The sequence below is a fragment of the Mesoflavibacter sp. CH_XMU1422-2 genome, from assembly GCF_037029245.1.
GTDB lineage: Bacteria > Bacteroidota > Bacteroidia > Flavobacteriales > Flavobacteriaceae > Mesoflavibacter > Mesoflavibacter zeaxanthinifaciens.
This window is the reverse complement of sequence record NZ_JAYMEE010000062.1, coordinates 467,522-487,158: the sequence shown is the minus strand read 5'-3', so window position 1 is coordinate 487,158 and position 19,637 is coordinate 467,522. Positions and strand designations below refer to the sequence as shown.

The 19,637-nt window shown below is 31.0% G+C and carries 19 protein-coding genes; 10 read left to right on the top strand and 9 right to left on the bottom strand.

Going from position 1 to position 19,637, the window contains the following annotated elements:
- Nucleotides 1-33: 33 nt before the first annotated feature.
- The 4 genes from WA340_RS11570 to WA340_RS11555 are packed head-to-tail and all read right to left on the bottom strand — an operon-like array spanning nt 34 to nt 2,981.
- Nucleotides 34-765 carry a head GIN domain-containing protein gene (locus tag WA340_RS11570; protein ID WP_336129174.1) on the bottom strand — a complete coding sequence of 244 codons (732 nt, stop codon included), beginning with the start codon at nt 763-765 and terminating at the stop codon, nt 34-36.
- Between the two features lie 26 nt (nt 766-791).
- The gene (locus WA340_RS11565) at nt 792-1,880 is read right to left on the bottom strand and encodes a hypothetical protein (protein WP_336129173.1); all 1,089 of its coding nucleotides are present in this window, start codon (nt 1,878-1,880) and stop codon (nt 792-794) included.
- Nucleotides 1,864-2,421 carry a hypothetical protein gene (locus WA340_RS11560; RefSeq protein ID WP_336129172.1) on the bottom strand — a complete coding sequence of 186 codons (558 nt, stop codon included), beginning with the start codon at nt 2,419-2,421 and terminating at the stop codon, nt 1,864-1,866. Before WA340_RS11560 ends, WA340_RS11565 begins: the two co-directional genes overlap by 17 nt.
- Nucleotides 2,422-2,426: 5 nt before the next feature.
- Nucleotides 2,427-2,981, bottom strand: a complete 555-nt coding sequence (locus WA340_RS11555; protein WP_223076637.1) for an RNA polymerase sigma factor — start codon at nt 2,979-2,981, stop codon at nt 2,427-2,429.
- Between the two features lie 272 nt (nt 2,982-3,253).
- Between WA340_RS11555 and lon the strand changes: the two genes are divergently transcribed.
- Together lon and porQ are read left to right on the top strand one after the other, a co-directional pair.
- On the top strand, nt 3,254-5,701 hold the full coding sequence (gene lon / locus WA340_RS11550; RefSeq protein ID WP_336129171.1) for an endopeptidase La: 2,448 nt from the start codon (nt 3,254-3,256) through the stop codon (nt 5,699-5,701).
- Nucleotides 5,702-5,860: 159 nt separating this feature from the next.
- Nucleotides 5,861-6,880, top strand: a complete 1,020-nt coding sequence (porQ, locus tag WA340_RS11545; RefSeq protein ID WP_106678342.1) for a type IX secretion system protein PorQ — start codon at nt 5,861-5,863, stop codon at nt 6,878-6,880.
- Nucleotides 6,881-6,883: 3 nt separating this feature from the next.
- On the opposite strand, the gene WA340_RS11540 is transcribed toward porQ, so the two are convergent.
- Nucleotides 6,884-7,486, bottom strand: a complete 603-nt coding sequence (locus tag WA340_RS11540; RefSeq protein ID WP_336129170.1) for an MCP four helix bundle domain-containing protein — start codon at nt 7,484-7,486, stop codon at nt 6,884-6,886.
- A gap of 151 nt (nt 7,487-7,637) precedes the next feature.
- On the opposite strand from WA340_RS11540, the gene cmk reads away from it, so the two are divergent.
- The gene (cmk, locus tag WA340_RS11535) at nt 7,638-8,327 is read left to right on the top strand and encodes a (d)CMP kinase (protein WP_336129169.1); all 690 of its coding nucleotides are present in this window, start codon (nt 7,638-7,640) and stop codon (nt 8,325-8,327) included.
- 62 nt (nt 8,328-8,389) lie between these two features.
- Here the strand turns inward: cmk and WA340_RS11530 are convergent, their stop codons facing one another.
- Nucleotides 8,390-8,773, bottom strand: a complete 384-nt coding sequence (locus WA340_RS11530) for a LysM peptidoglycan-binding domain-containing protein (RefSeq protein WP_336129168.1) — start codon at nt 8,771-8,773, stop codon at nt 8,390-8,392.
- A gap of 379 nt (nt 8,774-9,152) precedes the next feature.
- On the opposite strand from WA340_RS11530, the gene rpsA reads away from it, so the two are divergent.
- The 7 genes from rpsA (at nt 9,153) to WA340_RS11495 (ending at nt 15,203) form a co-directional block, all read left to right on the top strand.
- A complete protein-coding gene (gene rpsA, locus WA340_RS11525; RefSeq protein ID WP_027879960.1) occupies nt 9,153-10,982 on the top strand; it encodes a 30S ribosomal protein S1 in 1,830 nt (609 codons plus the stop codon).
- Between the two features lie 126 nt (nt 10,983-11,108).
- The gene (gene pyrR / locus WA340_RS11520) at nt 11,109-11,648 is read left to right on the top strand and encodes a bifunctional pyr operon transcriptional regulator/uracil phosphoribosyltransferase PyrR (protein WP_027879961.1); all 540 of its coding nucleotides are present in this window, start codon (nt 11,109-11,111) and stop codon (nt 11,646-11,648) included.
- A gap of 3 nt (nt 11,649-11,651) precedes the next feature.
- Nucleotides 11,652-12,581 carry an aspartate carbamoyltransferase catalytic subunit gene (locus WA340_RS11515; protein ID WP_106678334.1) on the top strand — a complete coding sequence of 310 codons (930 nt, stop codon included), beginning with the start codon at nt 11,652-11,654 and terminating at the stop codon, nt 12,579-12,581.
- Between the two features lie 3 nt (nt 12,582-12,584).
- Complete coding sequence (locus tag WA340_RS11510; protein WP_106678333.1) at nt 12,585-12,917, top strand: ribonuclease Z; 333 nt, start codon at nt 12,585-12,587, stop codon at nt 12,915-12,917.
- Between the two features lie 9 nt (nt 12,918-12,926).
- Nucleotides 12,927-13,832, top strand: a complete 906-nt coding sequence (locus tag WA340_RS11505; protein WP_336129167.1) for a ribonuclease Z — start codon at nt 12,927-12,929, stop codon at nt 13,830-13,832.
- Between the two features lie 67 nt (nt 13,833-13,899).
- On the top strand, nt 13,900-14,547 hold the full coding sequence (gene pdxH / locus WA340_RS11500; RefSeq protein ID WP_336129166.1) for a pyridoxamine 5'-phosphate oxidase: 648 nt from the start codon (nt 13,900-13,902) through the stop codon (nt 14,545-14,547).
- A 158-nt stretch (nt 14,548-14,705) separates the two neighbouring features.
- On the top strand, nt 14,706-15,203 hold the full coding sequence (locus WA340_RS11495; RefSeq protein WP_336129165.1) for a CAP domain-containing protein: 498 nt from the start codon (nt 14,706-14,708) through the stop codon (nt 15,201-15,203).
- A 46-nt stretch (nt 15,204-15,249) separates the two neighbouring features.
- Here WA340_RS11495 and WA340_RS11490 read toward each other — a convergent pair whose 3' ends face one another.
- The 3 genes from WA340_RS11490 to WA340_RS11480 all read right to left on the bottom strand — a co-directional run.
- A complete protein-coding gene (locus WA340_RS11490; RefSeq protein ID WP_336129164.1) occupies nt 15,250-17,178 on the bottom strand; it encodes an OmpA family protein in 1,929 nt (642 codons plus the stop codon).
- Nucleotides 17,179-17,180: 2 nt separating this feature from the next.
- The gene (locus tag WA340_RS11485) at nt 17,181-18,128 is read right to left on the bottom strand and encodes a PorP/SprF family type IX secretion system membrane protein (RefSeq protein WP_336129163.1); all 948 of its coding nucleotides are present in this window, start codon (nt 18,126-18,128) and stop codon (nt 17,181-17,183) included.
- Nucleotides 18,129-18,139: 11 nt separating this feature from the next.
- Nucleotides 18,140-19,637, bottom strand: a 1,498-nt coding sequence (locus tag WA340_RS11480; protein WP_336129162.1) for a gliding motility-associated C-terminal domain-containing protein, incomplete at its 5' end; no start/stop codon positions are given.

Here is a 19,637-nt window from a genome sequence, read left to right as displayed (position 1 = left end):
TAGTGGCTTTTTTATTTATACTAACTATAGTTTTTAATTACTAATATCACCAGAACCAGTTACTTTTTTTGATACTTTTTCTGGATTGCCTTTATATTCTATATCTCCAGATCCTGTGACTCTTGCTTCAATCTCTTTATTGGCAACAACAACGATATCTCCAGATCCTGTTACTTTAGCTTCTGTGTAATTTGCGCTTAAATTTCCTCCATCAAAATCTCCAGATCCTGTTACAGACACTTCTAATTTTTCTGTTTTTCCGGATAGGTTAATATCTCCAGAACCAGTTACAACTACTTCGGTGTCATTTGCATTGATATCTAATGTAATATCTCCAGAACCAGAAAGACGTGTTTCAAAATTACTTGATTTTATTGTAGTATTACAAGTAACATCTCCAGAACCAGATAGTGTTACTTTGTTAATATCTGTAAAAGGTATAGTAATTTTTATTCCTTTATTGCTAGTAGGCTTAAGGTTAATATTGTTTTTTATTTTTATTATTAAGCTGTTTCCTTCAGATTCTGTAATGATATAATCTAATAAGTTGCTTTCTCCTTCTAGGGTTATTTTACCTTCTTTACCTTTAACTAATTCAAAATCCATCCAACCTGCTAATTTTACGTTGTCATAGCTAGATGTTGTTCTGGTAATGGTAGTAACATCTCCGTTACCTCTTACTTTTTTGTTTCCCCATTGGGCACATGCAGTGTTAATACTAACTAGCGCAATTGCTAATAATAATGTGATTTTTAAAGATTTCATTGTATATGGTTTTATGATTAATGTTATTATTTATTATCGAAAGATACGCTTCCGTAGTCTGATTTTATAGTAATTAAATTACCAGAATTTTTAGTGTTTTTATACCCTTTATAGTATTTACTTGTAGAGCGTTCACTTTTCATATTGAATTCAAAACTATCATCATCACCGTTTAATCCACCATAATCTAAGTCAATTTCAAAATCAAAACTGTAATCGTTGTCAATACCTATTTTAATGCCTACGTAATCTGAGTCTATAGATACATTACCAGCATTTTTAGTCATTTTTCCAATTTTTATTGAACCGTAATCGGCTTCTATATTGACGTTTTTATAGACATCACCTAAAACTACGGTTAAATAGTCACCATTTCCTGAAAAATTATTGACGTTATTAACGCGTAAACTTCCGTAATCACAGTTGTACGAGACATCTTCAGCAATTTCTACTAACGAATTGGTGTAATCTGCAACAATGTCTATTTTTTTAGCTTTAGCAACGGTAAACCCGCTATAATCTGCGTTTATTTTTCCGCTTTTTATATATTCAAAATAGCAATTGTTTGTATAGTCAAAAGAGATATTATTATTGTCTGCTAAAAGCTCTTTTGTGGTAATTTTTCCGTAGTCACAATTAATGGTTGCGTGACCTTGTAATGTTCCAAGAAGTATGCTTCCGTAGTCATTATTTAAATCTACATTATTAGTAATTGGTATTTTTACTAGGTAGTTAATTTGAATGTTAACATTGTTGCTGTTGCCCCAATTCCACCAAGATTTGCTTTTAGATTTACCAATTTGTGTTTCTGCAGAGACATAGTTTGAAGTCGCAGAAAAATTTACATCAATATCATCTAATTTATCTTGTACTTTGTCCTCGTCATTACCGTTAGTAGTAATAGTGATTTCAAAAACAATTCGGTTTTCGTTCCAAGTAACAACATCAAGGTTGCCATAACGATTATCTATTTTTAACGTAGCGTCTTTAGAGACGTTATATTCTTTTTTTATAGTTTTTTTCTTGGTGTGTTTACCTTTCCAATCATTATCATTATTAGCAAAAATAGCTGCAGGTAAGAGTAGCAGTAATGTTAGTTTATATAGTAGTTTCATAGTTATTTTGTTTAAGTTCTTTTTGGTCTTCAATATATTGTAATGTTGTTTTTAAAATGTCTATTCTGTTTTGAAAGTTGGTGATCATAGCATAAATAACTAGTTGATCTTCGCCACTTTCTTGTAAGCTAATTTTAAGGTTGTCGTATTCTTTTTCTAGTTCGTTTAGACGTTTTAAGGCGTCGTTAATAATTGTTTTAGTTTCTTGGGTTTGTTCTGCTTTTAATTTGTTAACTTCAAAAGCAATAGCATTGGTAAAAAACTGTTGTGTTTCTGCCATTTCTGGTGATACACTAGCTAAATCTTTAGGTTGTTCTTTAGCTTGCACACCAAAACTTATAGAAATAATTAGAACAATAGAAGCTGCTACAGCTAATAAAGGTTTCCAGTACGTTTTAGAATCTTTTTGTGCAATAGTTTTGGTGTTTTCTAATGCATTTAATTTTTCTAAAAAACGTGCTTCATGACCGTTTTTTGGTGTTTCTACATCAAATTGTCCTTCTAAGTTTTTAAATAAATGTTCTAAATTATCTTTACTCATAACAATTAATTTAATTGTTCTAATTTTTTTCTTAAACTGTCTTTGGCTCTAGATATCATAGTTCTGCAATTAGCGTAACTAATATTCATTACGTCTCCAATTTCTTCATAATCGTAACCTTCAATTAAATTTAGGGTTAAGACCACTTTGTAATTAGATTTTAAAAGATTTAAAGCTTCTAATACTTGTTGCACTTTTATGTTTGTTATTTCAACAGTTGTATCAATACCTTGATGGTCTTCAACTTTATAAAGCACATCATCTAAAGCGACATCGTGTTGCTTATTATTTTTATTATAAGCTTGTATGCTGTTATTAATTACAATACGCTTTAACCAGCCACCAAAGGTCTTTTTATCTTTTAAACTATCTAATTTTGAAAATGCCGTGATAAATGATTCTTGCATAATATCTTCAGCTTCAAAACTGTCATTTACAATTCTGTACGACGTGTTATACAATCCTTTGTAATACCTGTTGTAAAGCTCCATTTGGGCTTTTTGGTTACCAGATACACAAAGCATAACAAGTTGTTCAGTATTATGATTAGTTAGTGTCAAAAATGTGATGGTTTATTATAAAGAGTTAATTTAATAATCATTGTTACACTTTCTTTAAAAAATTTTCAAAATTCTTTTCAATTTTAAAGTTTCAACTTTTTAAAAGGAATAAAGAAGTGGCACGTTAATTGAAATTTATATAATGTTATTGCATTCTAATTTAACATTAATAGCTAGTATATCAATGTTTTATAGGATTTGAATAATTCAATTTAAAACTATAAAAGTCGAAACCATTACTTTTTAATGACATTTTGACTCAAAATATACTTATGAAAAAATCTAATTTTATATCACTTGACAGTTTGTCATTGCAGGATTTTGATGAAAACTCAGAATTAATTCCATTGATGACTCCTGAAGACGAAGAAAAAATTAATAAAGAAGAATTACCAGAAAGTTTACCAATACTTTCTTTGCGTAATACAGTACTTTTTCCAGGTGTCGTTATTCCTATTACAGCAGGAAGAGACAAGTCTATCAAACTTATAAACGACGCTAATAAAGGCGGAAAAGTAATAGGTGTTGTGGCACAAAAAGACGAAGATGTAGAAGACCCAAAAACTACCGATATTCATCAAACAGGTACTGTAGCTCGTATTTTAAAAGTGCTTAAAATGCCTGACGGAAACACAACCGTGATTATTCAAGGTAAAAAGCGTTTTGCGATAGACCAAGTTCTAACCGAAGATCCTTATATTAAAGCAACAGTAAAAGAAGTAGCACAAGCTACACCAGCTGTTAAAAACGAAGAATTTAATGCAATTATTGAAAGCATTAAGGATTTAGCAGTTCAAATTATAAAGGATAGTCCAAATATTCCTACTGAAGCGACTTTTGCTATAAAAAATATAGAAAGCGAATCGTTTTTAATCAATTTTGTGTCTTCAAATATGAATTTATCTGTTGAAGAAAAGCAAAAACTATTAGAGATAAACGATTTAAAAGATCGAGCTTTAGAGACGTTACGTTATATGAATATCGAGCTTCAAAAACTAGAGTTAAAAAACGATATTCAATCAAAAGTACAAAGCGATTTAAATCAGCAACAGCGTGAATACTTCTTAAATCAGCAATTAAAAACCATTCAAGAAGAACTTGGTGGCGGAAATGCTGAAGAAATAGAAGAAATGAAAACTCGTGCCAAATCTAAAAACTGGGACGAGAAAGTAGCAAAGCATTTTGAAAAAGAATTATCAAAAATGCAACGCATGAATCCGCAGGTTGCCGAGTATTCTATTCAACGTAACTATTTAGACCTGTTTTTAGATTTACCTTGGAATGAGTTTAGCAAAGATAAATTTGACTTAAAACGTGCACAAAAAATATTAGATCGTGACCATTATGGCTTAGACGATGTTAAAAAACGTATCATAGAGCATCTAGCAGTTTTAAAACTACGTAATGATATGAAGTCGCCAATCATCTGTCTTTACGGTCCTCCAGGAGTTGGTAAAACATCCTTAGGAAAATCTATTGCAGAAGCTTTAGGTAGAGAATACGTGCGTATGAGTTTAGGAGGATTACGTGACGAGGCAGAAATCAGAGGTCATCGTAAAACGTATATTGGTGCAATGCCAGGTCGTATTATTCAAAGTCTTAAAAAAGCAGGAACTTCAAATCCTGTGTTTGTTTTAGATGAAATTGATAAACTATCAAATTCGCATCAAGGCGATCCATCTTCTGCATTGTTAGAAGTTTTGGATCCAGAACAAAATAGCGAGTTTCATGATAACTTCTTAGAAATGGGTTACGATCTATCAAAAGTAATGTTTATAGCTACTTCAAATAGTTTAAATACCATTCAGCCAGCGTTAAGAGATCGTATGGAAATTATTAACGTTACAGGTTATACTATCGAAGAAAAAGTTGAAATAGCAAAACGTCACTTACTACCTAAACAGTTAAAAGAACACGGTTTAACTGATAAAGATTTAAAAATTGGTAAGCCGCAATTAGAAAAAATTGTTGAAGGTTACACACGCGAATCTGGTGTACGTGGTCTAGAAAAACAAATAGCAAAAATGGTGCGTCACGCAGCAAAAAATATTGCTATGGAAGAAGAGTACAATATTAAAGTTACAAACGAAGATGTTATAGATGTACTTGGTGGACCAAAATTAGAACGTGATAAATACGAAAACAACAACGTTGCAGGTGTTGTTACTGGATTAGCTTGGACAAGAGTTGGTGGTGATATTTTGTTTATAGAATCTATCTTGTCTAAAGGAAAAGGCGCTTTAAATATTACTGGTAACTTAGGTAAAGTCATGAAAGAATCGGCAACAATCGCAATGGAATACATAAAATCTCATGCCGAAGATTTAAACATCAACTCAGATGTTTTTGATAAATATAACGTTCACATTCATGTCCCAGAAGGTGCAACGCCAAAAGATGGACCAAGTGCAGGTGTAACAATGCTTACATCCTTAGTGTCTTTGTTTACGCAAAAAAAAGTAAAGAAAAGTTTAGCTATGACAGGAGAAATTACACTTAGAGGCAAAGTGTTACCTGTTGGTGGAATTAAAGAGAAAATTCTTGCAGCAAAACGCGCTAGAATTAAAGAGATTTTATTATGCGAAGACAACAGAAGAGATATAGAAGAAATTAAACCAGAATACTTAAAAGGTTTAACATTTCACTATGTTACAGATATGAGAGACGTTATAGATATAGCAATAACAAATCAAAAAGTCAAAAACGCAAAAACGCTATAATTTCAAATTGAAAAATAATGTAAAGGCTACCTTTTTTAGGTAGCTTTTTTTATTGCTTAAACATTGAAATTAATAATAGATATTTTTAAATAAAATTATGCTAAAAAATAAATCAACTATAACTACGTTTTAAAAGAGATTTATTTACTTTGCAACCTTATGTTTAAAAAAGTTGTCCTGTTTACTGCTTGCCTTTTTAGCACGTATTGCTTTTCGCAATTAGGTGGACAATCTACTTACCAATTTTTAAATTTAATTGCATCACCACGTCAAGCTGCTCTTGGAGGTAAAGTGTTAACTAATGTAGATTACGATGTAACACAAGCACTTTATAATCCGTCTACTATTAATGTAAATATGGATAATCAATTTGCACTTAATTACAGCAGTTATTTAGGTGGTATTAATTATGGTACAGCAGCATACGCTTACACATGGGATAGGCGTACGCAAACTTTTCATGCAGGTGTAACATATATTAATTATGGAGATTTTGATGGTTATGATGAGCAAGGTAATCCTACAGGAACCTTTACAGGTAGCGAAGCCGCATTATCTTTAGGTTATGCTTTACAAATAGGGTATAGTGATTTTTATTTTGGAGGAAATTTAAAATTTATAACGTCTCGTTTAGAACAATATAATTCATTTGGTATAGCTACAGATTTAGGCTTACTTTATATAGATGAAGATTTAGAATTTCAAGCAACACTTGTAGTAAGAAATTTAGGAACACAAATCACAACCTACGCAGGTTTACAAGAGTCTTTACCATTAGAAGTAAATATTGGCTTAAGTCAAACGTTAGAAAACATCCCGTTACGTTGGCATCTTACTTTTGAAAATCTTCAAGAGTGGCCAATCGGTGTTTCTAATCCAGCAAGAGCAACCACAGATTTAGAAGGTAATCAAACGCAAGAAAATGTAGGCTTTTTTAATAATGTGCTAAGACACACAATTATTGGTGCAGAGTTATTTCCTGATAAAGGTTTTAATATTCGTTTAGGATATAATTTTAGAAGAGCAGAAGAGCTTCGTGTTGTTGATCAGCGTAACTTTTCTGGTTTATCTGCTGGTTTTGCAGTAAAAATTAACAAGCTTCGTTTTAGTTATACACATGCTAAATATACAGCAGCTACAGATGCAAACTTTTTTGGTTTGCATATAGACTTACAGTAGTGTTTAATTGTCTTCTTTTTTTGGATTATACATCACAATTATTTGTATTACTATAGCAAGAAATATTAATAAGTAAATTTCTATTTGTGTAAATAATTCAACCGAATCTATAGCTTTTTTACTAATTGACAATTGTTTACTTCCTTCTAAAAGTTGAATTTTAGATAGATCATCTAAATTCTTCTTAATCTTAGCTATTTGTTTAAACATGTCTTCTTTGCTAGAAAAGTTAGAAGTAACATATTTAGATTCTGTATTATTTAATTGTTGTAAGTTTTCTTTTAGATTACTAAAAGTTTTACTTTCTTCTTTAGTAAGTTTGGTAGCTTCAAATTTAGAAATAAGGTTTTCTATATTTTTATTTTCTTCTTTATTAGAAACTTTAAAAAAAGTAGAATCTGATAATGCAACTGCAACTTCTTTTTTATGTATAGAATTTGAAAACTCTAAAATTAAGTTTTTAGCAACAAGTCTATCTTCGTAAATAGACACTACAGAGTCTTTTACGCGCACAAAGTTGTTTCTGTCAATAAGATTTGTGGTTACGATTAAAACAAAAACCATTAAAATACCAAGAGTCCATTTTATTTTATTGAAAAAAGTCATAAGTTTTAATATTTAAGGATAAATATAATTCAAATTAAGGAAGTGCGTGTTATTTCTTATTCAGTTTAACAATTATGCAAAGATGTTTAAATAAAACATAATCTTTTTTAATCAATTTTAATCCCTATTTTTGAAGCCTAAAAGTTAAAACGTGCAAAAAATAACAATCGCTATAGACGGATTTTCTTCAACAGGAAAAAGTACAGTAGCAAAACAATTAGCAAAACACTTAGGTTATATATATGTAGACTCTGGCGCTATGTACAGAGCTGTAACGTTGTATACTATGCAAAATGGATGGATTGACAAAGATCATTTTGATGTTGTCGCTTTAGTATCAAACTTAAGTAACGTAGAAATTAGTTTTAAGTTTAATCCAAATCTAGGTTTTGCAGAAGTATATTTAAATGGAAAAAATGTTGAAAAGCAAATACGCACACTTGAAGTATCAAGCTATGTAAGTAAAGTAGCAGCAATACCAGAAGTACGTTACCAATTAGTAAAACAACAACATCAAATGGGTAAAGATAAAGGTGTTGTTATGGATGGTCGTGATATTGGAACCGTAGTTTTTCCTAATGCAGAGCTAAAATTGTTTATGACTGCATCTGCCGAAACTAGAGCACAAAGACGTTATGACGAATTAATAGAAAGAGGAGATGATATAACGTATGAAGATGTGCTTAAAAATGTTAGAGAGCGTGATTATATAGACTCTAACCGTGAAAATTCTCCTTTAGTAAAAGCAGAAGATGCTATAGAAATAGATAATTCTAACTTAACTTTAGATGAACAATTTAAAAAGATTCTAAACCTAGTGGAAGAAACTTTAAATAAATAAGATATCCTTTTAAATAAAAAAGCGAACCAAAAGGTTCGCTTTTTTATTCTCAATTTATAATTTTATAAATTAGGAATTTTAAGTTCTTGATCAGGATGTATCACATCAGGATTATTTAAAATGTCCTTATTAGCCTCAAAAATTGCTGTGTATTTTCCAGCATTTCCGTAATAATGCTTTGCTATTTTACCTAATGTATCACCACTTTTTACAGTATGTTTTGCATAAATACTTTCATCTGCAACAGTAATATTAGCCTTAATATCTGTTGGAGCTTCTTCACCAGAAACAGCTTTAATTTCGTCCCAAATTAAGTTTTTTTCGTATTGCGTATTAGCAGTACCTTTTACTTTTAAAATTCCGTCTTCAACCCAGACATCTCCGTTTTGGATATTTAACTTTTCTCCTAAATCTAATACGCTTTGATATTTTTCTTTAACTGCCATATAAATAGTTTTAATTGTTAATTCTTAAATAAAGATATGAAATATAACAATAGTTCTTTTAAACAAAAGGTTAAGTAAATTTACTGTATCGACTAAGTGTTTAAAATTACCGATTAAAAACATTGTTTTATTATTGTTTACACAAATTTAAAGTGTATTGATAATCAGTTAATTAATTTTTAAAAAAATTAGGCAAAATGGCTAAAATGTAGTATTTTTGCACTCCTTTTAGCGAGAATTGGATTTTTAAAAGGAAATTAAGAAAAATAAATTTAACGCTTCTGTTGGTATATCGCTTAATTAATCCAAAATATCACAGAATACAAACACAGTGTTTTCTTTCCGCGAAAGCGAGAAAAAACATTGCAATTTTAATTAAATGGCTGAAAAAGCACAAGACGCAAAGGTTGAAGCAACTGAAGCAAAACAAAACAACGCTCCAGAAGTATCTGAAGCACAAAAAAACCCTGAAAAATTCTTAAAAGAGTTTAACTGGCACAATTACCAAGAAGGTATTGATGAAGTTGAAGATTCTCAATTAAAAGAATTTGAAAAATTAGTATCAGAAAACTTTGTTGACACATTAGATGACGAAGTAGTAGAAGGTGAAGTAGTACACATTACAGATCGTGATGCTATTATTGACATTAACGCTAAGTCAGAAGGTGTTATTTCTTTAAACGAGTTTAGATACAACCCAAATTTAGCAGTAGGAGACAAGGTAGAAGTATTAATTGATGTTCGTGAAGACGCAACAGGACAATTAGTATTATCTCACCGTAAAGCTCGTGTGATTAAAGCTTGGGATAGAGTAAACAAAGCTCACGAAACTGGCGAAATCGTAAACGGTTTTGTTAAGTGTCGTACTAAAGGAGGTATGATTGTAGATGTTTTTGGTATCGAAGCATTCTTACCAGGTTCTCAAATTGATGTTAAGCCAATTAGAGATTACGATCAGTACGTAAATAAAACAATGGAATTTAAAGTGGTAAAAATTAACCACGAATTTAAAAACGTTGTTGTTTCTCATAAAGCGCTTATCGAAGCAGATATTGAAGAGCAAAAGAAAGAAATTATTGGTCAATTAGAAAAAGGCCAAGTATTAGAAGGTGTTGTTAAAAACATCACATCTTACGGTGTATTTATTGACCTTGGTGGTGTAGATGGATTAATCCATATTACAGACTTATCATGGTCTCGTATCAACCATCCAAACGAAATCGTTGAGTTAGACCAAAAATTAAACGTTGTAATCTTAGACTTTGATGAAGATAAGTCAAGAATCCAATTAGGTCTTAAGCAATTATCTAAACATCCTTGGGATGCATTAGGAGAAGAAGTTGCTGTAGGTGACAAAGTAAAAGGTAAAGTAGTTGTAATCGCAGATTACGGTGCATTTATCGAAGTTGCAGAAGGTGTAGAAGGTTTAGTACACGTATCTGAAATGTCTTGGTCTACCCACTTACGTTCTGCTAACGACTTTGTTAACGTTGGTGACGAAGTAGAAGCAGTAATCTTAACATTAGATAGAGAAGACCGTAAAATGTCTCTTGGTATTAAGCAATTAACACCAGATCCATGGACAGATATTACTACAAAGTATCCTGTAGGTTCTAGACATACTGGTACTGTACGTAACTTTACTAACTTTGGAGTATTTGTAGAATTAGAAGAAGGTATTGACGGATTAATTTATATCTCAGATTTATCTTGGACTAAGAAAATAAAACATCCATCAGAGTTCTGTAACGTTGGCGATAAGTTAGATGTAGTTGTATTAGAATTAGATGTTGAAGGACGTAAATTATCTTTAGGTCACAAACAAACTACAGAAAACCCTTGGGACAAATACGAATCTGAATTTGCTTTAGGTACTACTCATACTGCAGAAATTGCAGACGTAGTAGATAAAGGAGCTACAATTGAGTTTAACGAAGACATCGTTGCATTTGTACCATCTCGTCACATGGAAAAAGAAGACGGAAAAATGCTTAAGAAAGGTGACACTGCTGAATTTAAAATTATTGAATTTAATAAAGAATTTAAGCGTGTTGTAGCATCTCATACTGCTGTATTTAAAGAAGAAGAGATTGCTAACGTAAAAGCTGCTGCTAAAAAAGCAGAAGCTCAAGCTGCAGAAGCAAAACCAACTTTAGGTGATGCAAACGAAGCTTTACAAGCATTAAAAGATAAAATGGACGGTAAGTAATCTTACTTAATTTTATATAATTTAAAAGCCTCTCAATTTTTGAGAGGCTTTTTTTATATAAAAAACACCTTTTAACTTATCATATTTTACTTTACCTTTGTTAACCAAACCCGTTTGGAAAACACTATGAGTCAAAGAGTGCTACTTAATGCAACCGAAATAAACATCATTCTTCACAGATTGGCTTGTCAACTTATCGAAAATCATAACGACTTTTTAGATACTGTTTTAATAGGAATTCAGCCCAGAGGAAAATTTTTAGCAAATAGGTTAGCTGAAATTTTAACCAAAGAATATAAAGTCAAAAATCTTCAATTAGGGCATTTAGATATTACGTTTTATAGAGATGATTTTAGAAGAAGTGATAAACCTTTAGAAGCAAATAAGACAGAAATCAACTTTGTAGTAGAAGACAAAAAAGTAGTCTTTATTGACGATGTATTATATACAGGACGCAGTATTCGTGCTGCATTAACAGCAATACAAAGTTTTGGTAGACCTACAGAAATAGAGTTGTTAACACTCATAGACAGACGTTTTAGTAGACATTTACCAATACAACCAGATTACAGAGGAAGACAAGTAGATGCCATTAACAATGAAAAAGTTAAAGTGCATTGGAAAGAAAACGAAGAAGAAGACACAGTATATCTTATAAATAATTAAACTATGAGCGAATTAAGTGTTAATCACTTACTAGGTATTAAATATCTTAAAGAAGAAGATATAGAGCTTATTTTTAAAACAGCAGATCATTTTAAAGAGGTTATTAATAGGCCTATAAAAAAAGTACCTTCGCTAAGAGATATAACTATAGCTAATCTTTTTTTTGAAAATTCAACACGTACAAAACTGTCTTTTGAGTTAGCAGAAAAAAGACTATCAGCAGATGTCATTAACTTTTCAGCAGGACAATCTTCAGTAAAAAAAGGAGAAACCTTAATAGATACAGTAAATAATATCCTATCTATGAAAGTAGATATGGTAGTAATGCGTCACCCTAATCCTGGTGCAGGTGTTTTTTTGTCAAAACATGTAGACGCAGCAATTGTAAATGCAGGAGATGGTGCGCATGAGCATCCAACACAAGCGCTTTTAGATTCGTATTCTATTAGAGAAAGATTAGGTAGTGTAAAAGGAAAAAATGTAGTTATTGTAGGAGATATTTTGCATAGTCGTGTGGCTTTATCAAATATTTTTGCTTTAAAACTTCAAGGCGCAAACGTAATGGTTTGTGGACCTAAAACATTATTGCCAAAACATATTGATAAGTTAGGAGTAAAGGTAGAAACCAACCTTCGTAAAGCTTTAAATTGGTGTGATGTAGCAAATATGTTGCGTGTACAAAACGAGCGTATGGATATTAGTTATTTCCCTTCTACAAGAGAATATACCCAACAGTTTGGAGTTAATAAAGAGTTATTAGACAGCTTAGATAAAGAAATAACAATCATGCATCCAGGACCAATAAATCGTGGTGTAGAGATTACTAGTGATGTTGCAGACTCAAAGCAAGCTATAATTTTAGACCAAGTCCAAAATGGTGTAGCTGTAAGAATGGCTGTAATCTATCTTTTAGCTTCAAAAATTAAAAATTAAGTTATGATTATAGATCAAAACGAAAACATAACAACCATAACCCAAGAAAATGCTTCGGTTATAGAATTAGTAAAAAAAATAGAGGCTCTTTATCCAAAATTTAAAAACAATAACATCATTGTTAATTTAAATACAATAAAACCTATTCCTTTAGAACAAATTATAGAGTTTTTAAGAGTTTCTAATCAACATCGTGCAGCAAAACATTCTTTTGTGATTGTAAATGAAGGTATAGATGTAGATAAAACTCCAGAAGAAATAGTAATAGTGCCAACACTTCAAGAAGCACACGATATTATTGAAATGGAAGAAATGGAGCGCGATCTAGGATTTTAAATTCAACTTATGAAGTTAAATATTTTAGGCTGTTACAGCGCAACACCACGTACTTTTACAAATCCTACATCTCAAGTTTTAGAAATTAAAAATCATTTATTTTTAATTGATTGTGGAGAAGGAACACAAGTACAATTGCGTAAACATAAAATAAAATTTAACCGCATAAAGCATATCTTTATTTCTCATTTGCACGGCGATCATTTTTTTGGTTTAGTAGGCTTAATATCTACATTTAGATTATTAGGTCGTGAAGCAGATTTACATATTCACGCACCAAAAGGATTAAAAGAAGTCATTGTATTACAAATGAAGTTAGCCCAGTCTTGGACTAACTATAATTTATACTTTCATGAGCTAACTTCAACATCATCAGAGCTTATTTTTGAAGACGAAAAAGTAGAAGTACATACAATACCATTAGACCATCGCATATATACCAACGGTTTTTTATTTAAAGAAAAAATGGGAGAACGCAAGTTGGATATGAATGCAGTGCTTAATGAAGATATTGACGTAGCATATTATCGTAAATTAAAACAAGGTGCAGATGTACCAAATAAAAAAGGAGAAATAGTAAAAAACCAAACGGTAACTTTACCAGCACCACAACCAAAAAGTTATGCATTTTGTAGTGATACAGCTTATAACGAAGCTTTAGTGCCTATTATAAAAAATGCTACAGCGCTTTATCATGAATCTACATTTTTAGAAAAACATGCAAAGCTAGCAGCTCCAACAAAGCACAGTACAGCTGTACAAGCCGCAACAATAGCCAAATTAGCCAACGTAGAGCAGTTGATATTAGGACACTATTCAACTAGATATGATAATCTACTAGATTTTAAAATAGAAGCTCAGACTATTTTTAACAATGTAGAATTAGCTGAAGATGGAAAAGTTTTCGAATTTTAGCCGAAATACAAATTACCTACTAACATTTAAAATTTAAATCTTGTAAATTTACATTCAAATTAAATTTATGGAAAAAGATTTAAGCAATTACCGAAAGTCCTACGAAAAGGGCGAATTACTCCTAAAAGACACACCAGAAAACCCTTTAGAACTCTTCAGAACTTGGTTTAATGAAGTAGACCAACATTTTCCGCAAGATGAAACTAATGCCATGACAGTATCTACTATTGGTTTAGACGGTTACCCAAAAAATAGGGTAGTACTTCTTAAAAAATTTACTTACGAAGGTTTTATATTTTACACCAATTATCAAAGCGAAAAAGGAAAAGCAATAGCGAATAACCCTAATATTTGTTTATCTTTTTTTTGGCATGGAGCCGAAAGACAAATAATTATTAAAGGTAAAGCAGAAAAGATAGCAGCAAATTTAAGTGATGGTTATTTCGAATCTCGTCCAAAAGGAAGTCAACTTGGTGCGTTAGCTTCAAATCAAAGTGAAGTTGTAGAAAGTAGAGATGTGTTAGAAAATAAGTTAAAAGCTTTAGAATTAGCATATAAAGACAAAGAAGTAGAACGACCAGAATTTTGGGGTGGTTATATTGTTAAACCAATTTCTATTGAGTTTTGGCAAGGTAGGCCTAATAGGTTACATGATAGAATTTTATATACGTTAGAAGAAAATTACGATTGGGTTAAGAAAAGATTATCTCCATAAATATCCGATGAAATACATGTTTATTATTAATTTTATCGATTAAGTGTAATAAAAAAGGTTAAAAAGAGTGTTTTTCATCGATTTTAACATTTTTTTAACATATTAAACGATTTTCAGTTTCTATTTTAGTGTTGCCCTAAATTTTTAACCCTAAAACTATGAAACTAACACTTAACCTACTTACTGTTTTTTTCTTAACTATTTCACTGTTTTCTTGTAGCACAGATACATTAGATGATGAACAAAATGTAGTTAGCAACAAAGATGTTGTTATCCCTGAAGCTAAAACTATTGAGATTGAAATTTTAGAATTAATCAATCAGCACAGAATTAGTGTAGGACTAAATCCTTTAGAAAGTATTGATGTTATTAAAGGTCAAGCATATTCTCATACAGATTATATGATTGAAATTGATGAAGTAAACCATGACTACTTTTATAATAGAAAAGCTTACTTACAAGCTAATGCAGATGCCCAATCTGTGTCAGAGAATGTTGCATATGGTTATTCTAGTGCAAATTCTGTAGTAAATGCTTGGTTAAACAGTGAAGGACATAGACAAACCATAGAAGGAGACTTTAGTCATTTTGAGATATCAGCAGAAAAAAATGCTAACGACAAATGGTATTTTACAAATATTTTTATAAAAAAATAATAAAGGATAATAGTTAAAAAAAGCCTTCCAATTTGGAAGGCTTTTTTTATTTATAATTATTTGTTATAATAAATTTTGATCGTCTGTTTTCTTCATGTTCTTCATCTGTACATTTAACGCCGTTTTTGCAACGATTTAATATTTGAGATTCCCCATAACCAATAGCGCTTTGTATTCGGTCTTTTGCTATGCCTCTAGAAAATAAATAATCTCTAGTAGACTTAGCTCTTCTATCAGATAATTTCATATTATAATTATCATTACCACGACTATCTGTATGAGATTCGATTTTAATAACCATTTTTGGATGTTCTCTCATAACAGCAACTATGTTTTCTAACTCATAAGCAGCATCTGGTCTAATATTAGATTTGTCAAAGTCAAAAAATATTGGATTAATTACAATCTCATTATCGATGATAAGTGGTTTTAATGATAAATCAATTTCAGTTTCTTCTTGGTTAATTGCAGTAGATTCAAACTCTATTTTATCAGGTCTGTAAATAGGCTTCTCAGCCAAAATAGTATAAGTTTTCTCGCAATCTATTTTAAATTCGTAGTAACCATCTTCTTTTGTTTGATATCTTTCTAAGATTTTACCATCTATATTAATTAAAGAGACTGTAGCTTTAGATAACAGTTCATTAGTTAATTCATCTCTAATTAAACCTTTTACAATTTGCTCACATTTAAGTTTACCAAATGCATAAATATCATCTCCGCCTTGTCCTCCTTCTCTGTTTGAAGAAAAATAACCTGTATTTGTTTCTGTATCTATGAAATAGCAAAAGTCATCAAAAGAACTATTAAACGGAGCTCCTAAATTTTTAACATCAATATTTGTACTTGTTTTTAAAATATTAGATTCAAAAATATCTAAAAGACCTAGGTTAATATTAGCATCACTAGAAAAGTATAGAGTAGAATCTTTTGCAACAAAAGGGAATTTTTCGTTTCCTTCTGTGTTTATTTTTGGGCCTAAATTAATTGGTTCCCCAAATGTACCATCATCATTTATAGCTACTTTATACAAATCTGTTTGACCATACCCAGTATCCATATTTGATGAAAATATTAAAGTCTTATTGTCAGGAGTAAGGGTAGGAGCTGTAAAGTCAAAGTTTTCATTATTAAATGGTAATTCTTCAATATTTGTCCAGGTATTATCAACTTTAGTTGCTTTATAAAGTTTTAAATTTGAGGATCCACTTTTATTATATCTTCTTTTTTCCTTTTTATTTACATTATTTCTGGTAAAATACATTGTATTACCATCATTTGTAATGGTAACAAGACCTTCGTGATCATTTTTAGTATTGATTTCAGAATTTAATTTTGCTGCATTACTAAATACTTTTTTATTGTTTTCTATAGTAATTTCAGATTCAAAAATATTTAAATAAGGTTCATTATTAAGTTCGTATAATTCTTTTTCATTTGTAATAGAATCTTTAACCCAAGTAGAGTAGAAGTATAATTTATTATCTTTTTCGAAGCTACCAAAATCTGAATATTTTGTATTTAGAGGTAAATTTTCAATTTCTACATAAACCTTTTCTGTGCTTGATAATTCTGAATATGTATCTAGATTAAATTTTTCTATATCTTTTATTCGTCTATCTTTTTTATTGTTCTTGTTAAAAATTTTGACAAATTCAATAGCTTCTTCATATTTCTTTTGAGCTCTTAAAGTTTGAATGTATTTATATACATAATCAGAGTTAATGTTTGGATATTTATCAATAGCTTTTTTATACCAAAAAGCAGCTTCTTTTACTTTACTAATGTTAAAGTAGCAGTCTCCTAGTCTTGATAAAATATGTTCTGTACTGTCTTCTTTTTTTAAAGCTTCTTTGTATAGCTCTGCAGCATTATCATAATTAAAGTCTCTAAAAAAATTATCTGCAACTTTTGTTTGTGCTATTGAAAACTGACAAACAAAAAATAATATTAAGTATGTAAAATTTAATTTCATCTTTAGAAATATCTTGGAGATTTAACACGTTTTGTTGGTTTAAACACCTCAAACATTAATAATATTTCGTGTGTACCACCAGTGTAAGGCCTTAAGTCTGTTATATAATGTTCATAGGCGTATCCAATTCTCATTTGTGGCGAAACTTGGAAATCTGCTAATCCTCCGATTGTTGAAGTATCTTGGTTATATCTATAACTTCCACCAATCCAAAACGTTTCATTAAATAGTAAGTGGGCACTTAAGTCAAAAGTTATTGGAGCACCATTTGTAAATTTAACTACTGTAGAAGGCTTTAGTTTTGTGTTTTCACCTAAATCAAATACGTATCCACCAGTAAAATAATATCCAACACGTTCTAATGCTATGTAATCTACGTTAGGATCTAAAGCAGACTCGTTATAATTTGTATTAATAATTCTAGGAGCAGAAAGACCCAAATACCAACGATTTTGATGTAAATATGCGCCTGCACCAAAGTTAGGATTCCAACGGTTTGTAAAATTGCTAAAAAATGGATCTTGAGATACACTTTGATCATCCAAAAATCCTTCTCTATCTAAGCTATAGTGTATAAAACCAGCGCTTAAACCTAATGCTAATTTAGTTTTTTCAGATACTTGAATTGTGTAAGAAAAAGCTCCATTTACGTACACAAAATTTTCATAACCTAATTCATCATTTATAGCTGTAGCACCTAGCCCAATTTTTTCATTTTTTAAAGGCGAATGTATTGATACAGTAGAAGTCGTAGGAGCTCCTTCAAGACCAACCCATTGACTTCTATGTAGACCAACAATACTTAGTGTTTCTCTACTGCCTGCATAAGCAGGGTTTATGGATATTGTATTAAACATGTATTGAGTAAATTGAGGTAGTTGTTGAGCAGTTATCTCTAAACAACCTAAAAAGAACAATACAATTATTCCATATTTTGATAGTTTTTTCATTAATAGCATTTTTATTTAGAACCTAAATATATAGGACCAGCAATTGGGTCTAATCCACTTTCTTTAAGTACTACTACATAGTAATAAGTACCATTTGGTAATCTTCCTGCAGATCCAATTGAAGATGAAGGTGAAACTCCGCTCCAGTCATTTTGGTAATTATCAGATTCATAAACCACATCACCAAATCTGTTAAATAGTTTTACTTCTACAACAAAACCGCAATCAGAAGCTCCTGTAACATTAAATGTTTCGTTATAACCATCTCCATTTGGTGTTACAGCTTTAGATATTTTGATTCTGTCTAAGCTTCCACAAGGTAATACAACACAGTCTTCATTAATATTAACAGTTAATCTAAATGTTTTTAAGCATCCATTATCAATTGTTGTATAAGTAAAGACATAGTCTCCTAAATCTACATCTAAAGGATCAAATATTCCATTTGCAATAGAAATTCCGTCTGTTTCAACAGTCCATTCCATATCAGTGTCATATCCAAGAGGTAGCTCATTGTATAGATCAATTTCACCATCTTCATAACATCTTGAAATAAATGATTCTTCTATAAAGTTTTCAGTGATTACGTTAATATTATGTGTAATTACTGTACTGTTGTTACATTCATCTGTTGCAGTCCAAATCCAAGTAATAGTGTACATTTCTTCTTCACCAGTGTATGTTGAAGTTTCTTCAAAAGTAAATTCAATTTCTTGGTTCGAACAGTTGTCTTCAAAAGTTAACTCAGGAACTTCTGGAATGTTAGAACAAACAACATCTGAAGGTAAATCTAATTGACTTACTAATGTTGGACCAACCGTATCTTCAATAGTTAAGGTTGCCGAAGTAGAGGCTATGTTTCCACAGTCATCCGCTACTGTATAGTTTACAGTGATTGTACCACCAAGACCACAAGCACTAACAAAGTTATTAAAGTTGAAGTCAGACGTTACGGTATAACTCGCATCTGCATCACAACTATCCGTAGGACACGTTTGTAAAGCCGCAATATTAGCCGCATTCCAATCAGATGCTAAAGTACTATTATTGTTACCATCACATTCAATAGTTTCATCAGCCACATCCGAGCATAACGCTAAGTCTGGCGCAGTTGTATCTTCTATAGTTAAGGTTGCTGAAGTAGAGGCCATATTTCCACAGTCATCCGCTACTGTATAGTTTACAGTGATAGTACCACCAAGACCACAAGCACTCACAAAGTTATTAAAGTCGAAATCAGACGTTACGGTGTAGTTAGCATCCGTATCACAACTATCCGTAGGACACGTTTGTAAAGCCGCGATGTTAGCAACATTCCAATCAGATGCTAAAGTAGTGTTGTTAGCGCCATCACATTCAATAGTTTCATCTGAAACATCTGAACATAACGCTAAGTCAGGCGCAGTTGTATCTTCAATAGTTAACGTTGCTGAAGTAGAAGCTATGTTTCCACAATCATCAGCTACTGTATAGTTTACAGTGATAGTACCACCAAGACCACAAGTATTA

Coding starts and splice junctions, on each gene's coding strand:
- WA340_RS11485 (WP_336129163.1), bottom strand. CDS start 18,128: ATGAAAAAACTATCAAAATATGGAATAATTGTATTGTTCTTTTTAGGT.
- WA340_RS11505 (WP_336129167.1), top strand. CDS start 12,927: ATGAAGTTAAATATTTTAGGCTGTTACAGCGCAACACCACGTACTTTT.
- WA340_RS11510 (WP_106678333.1), top strand. CDS start 12,585: ATGATTATAGATCAAAACGAAAACATAACAACCATAACCCAAGAAAAT.
- lon (WP_336129171.1), top strand. CDS start 3,254: ATGAAAAAATCTAATTTTATATCACTTGACAGTTTGTCATTGCAGGAT.
- porQ (WP_106678342.1), top strand. CDS start 5,861: ATGTTTAAAAAAGTTGTCCTGTTTACTGCTTGCCTTTTTAGCACGTAT.
- WA340_RS11565 (WP_336129173.1), bottom strand. CDS start 1,880: ATGAAACTACTATATAAACTAACATTACTGCTACTCTTACCTGCAGCT.
- pyrR (WP_027879961.1), top strand. CDS start 11,109: ATGAGTCAAAGAGTGCTACTTAATGCAACCGAAATAAACATCATTCTT.
- rpsA (WP_027879960.1), top strand. CDS start 9,153: ATGGCTGAAAAAGCACAAGACGCAAAGGTTGAAGCAACTGAAGCAAAA.
- WA340_RS11530 (WP_336129168.1), bottom strand. CDS start 8,773: ATGGCAGTTAAAGAAAAATATCAAAGCGTATTAGATTTAGGAGAAAAG.
- WA340_RS11495 (WP_336129165.1), top strand. CDS start 14,706: ATGAAACTAACACTTAACCTACTTACTGTTTTTTTCTTAACTATTTCA.
- pdxH (WP_336129166.1), top strand. CDS start 13,900: ATGGAAAAAGATTTAAGCAATTACCGAAAGTCCTACGAAAAGGGCGAA.
- WA340_RS11515 (WP_106678334.1), top strand. CDS start 11,652: ATGAGCGAATTAAGTGTTAATCACTTACTAGGTATTAAATATCTTAAA.
- WA340_RS11490 (WP_336129164.1), bottom strand. CDS start 17,178: ATGAAATTAAATTTTACATACTTAATATTATTTTTTGTTTGTCAGTTT.
- WA340_RS11540 (WP_336129170.1), bottom strand. CDS start 7,486: ATGACTTTTTTCAATAAAATAAAATGGACTCTTGGTATTTTAATGGTT.
- WA340_RS11560 (WP_336129172.1), bottom strand. CDS start 2,421: ATGAGTAAAGATAATTTAGAACATTTATTTAAAAACTTAGAAGGACAA.
- WA340_RS11570 (WP_336129174.1), bottom strand. CDS start 765: ATGAAATCTTTAAAAATCACATTATTATTAGCAATTGCGCTAGTTAGT.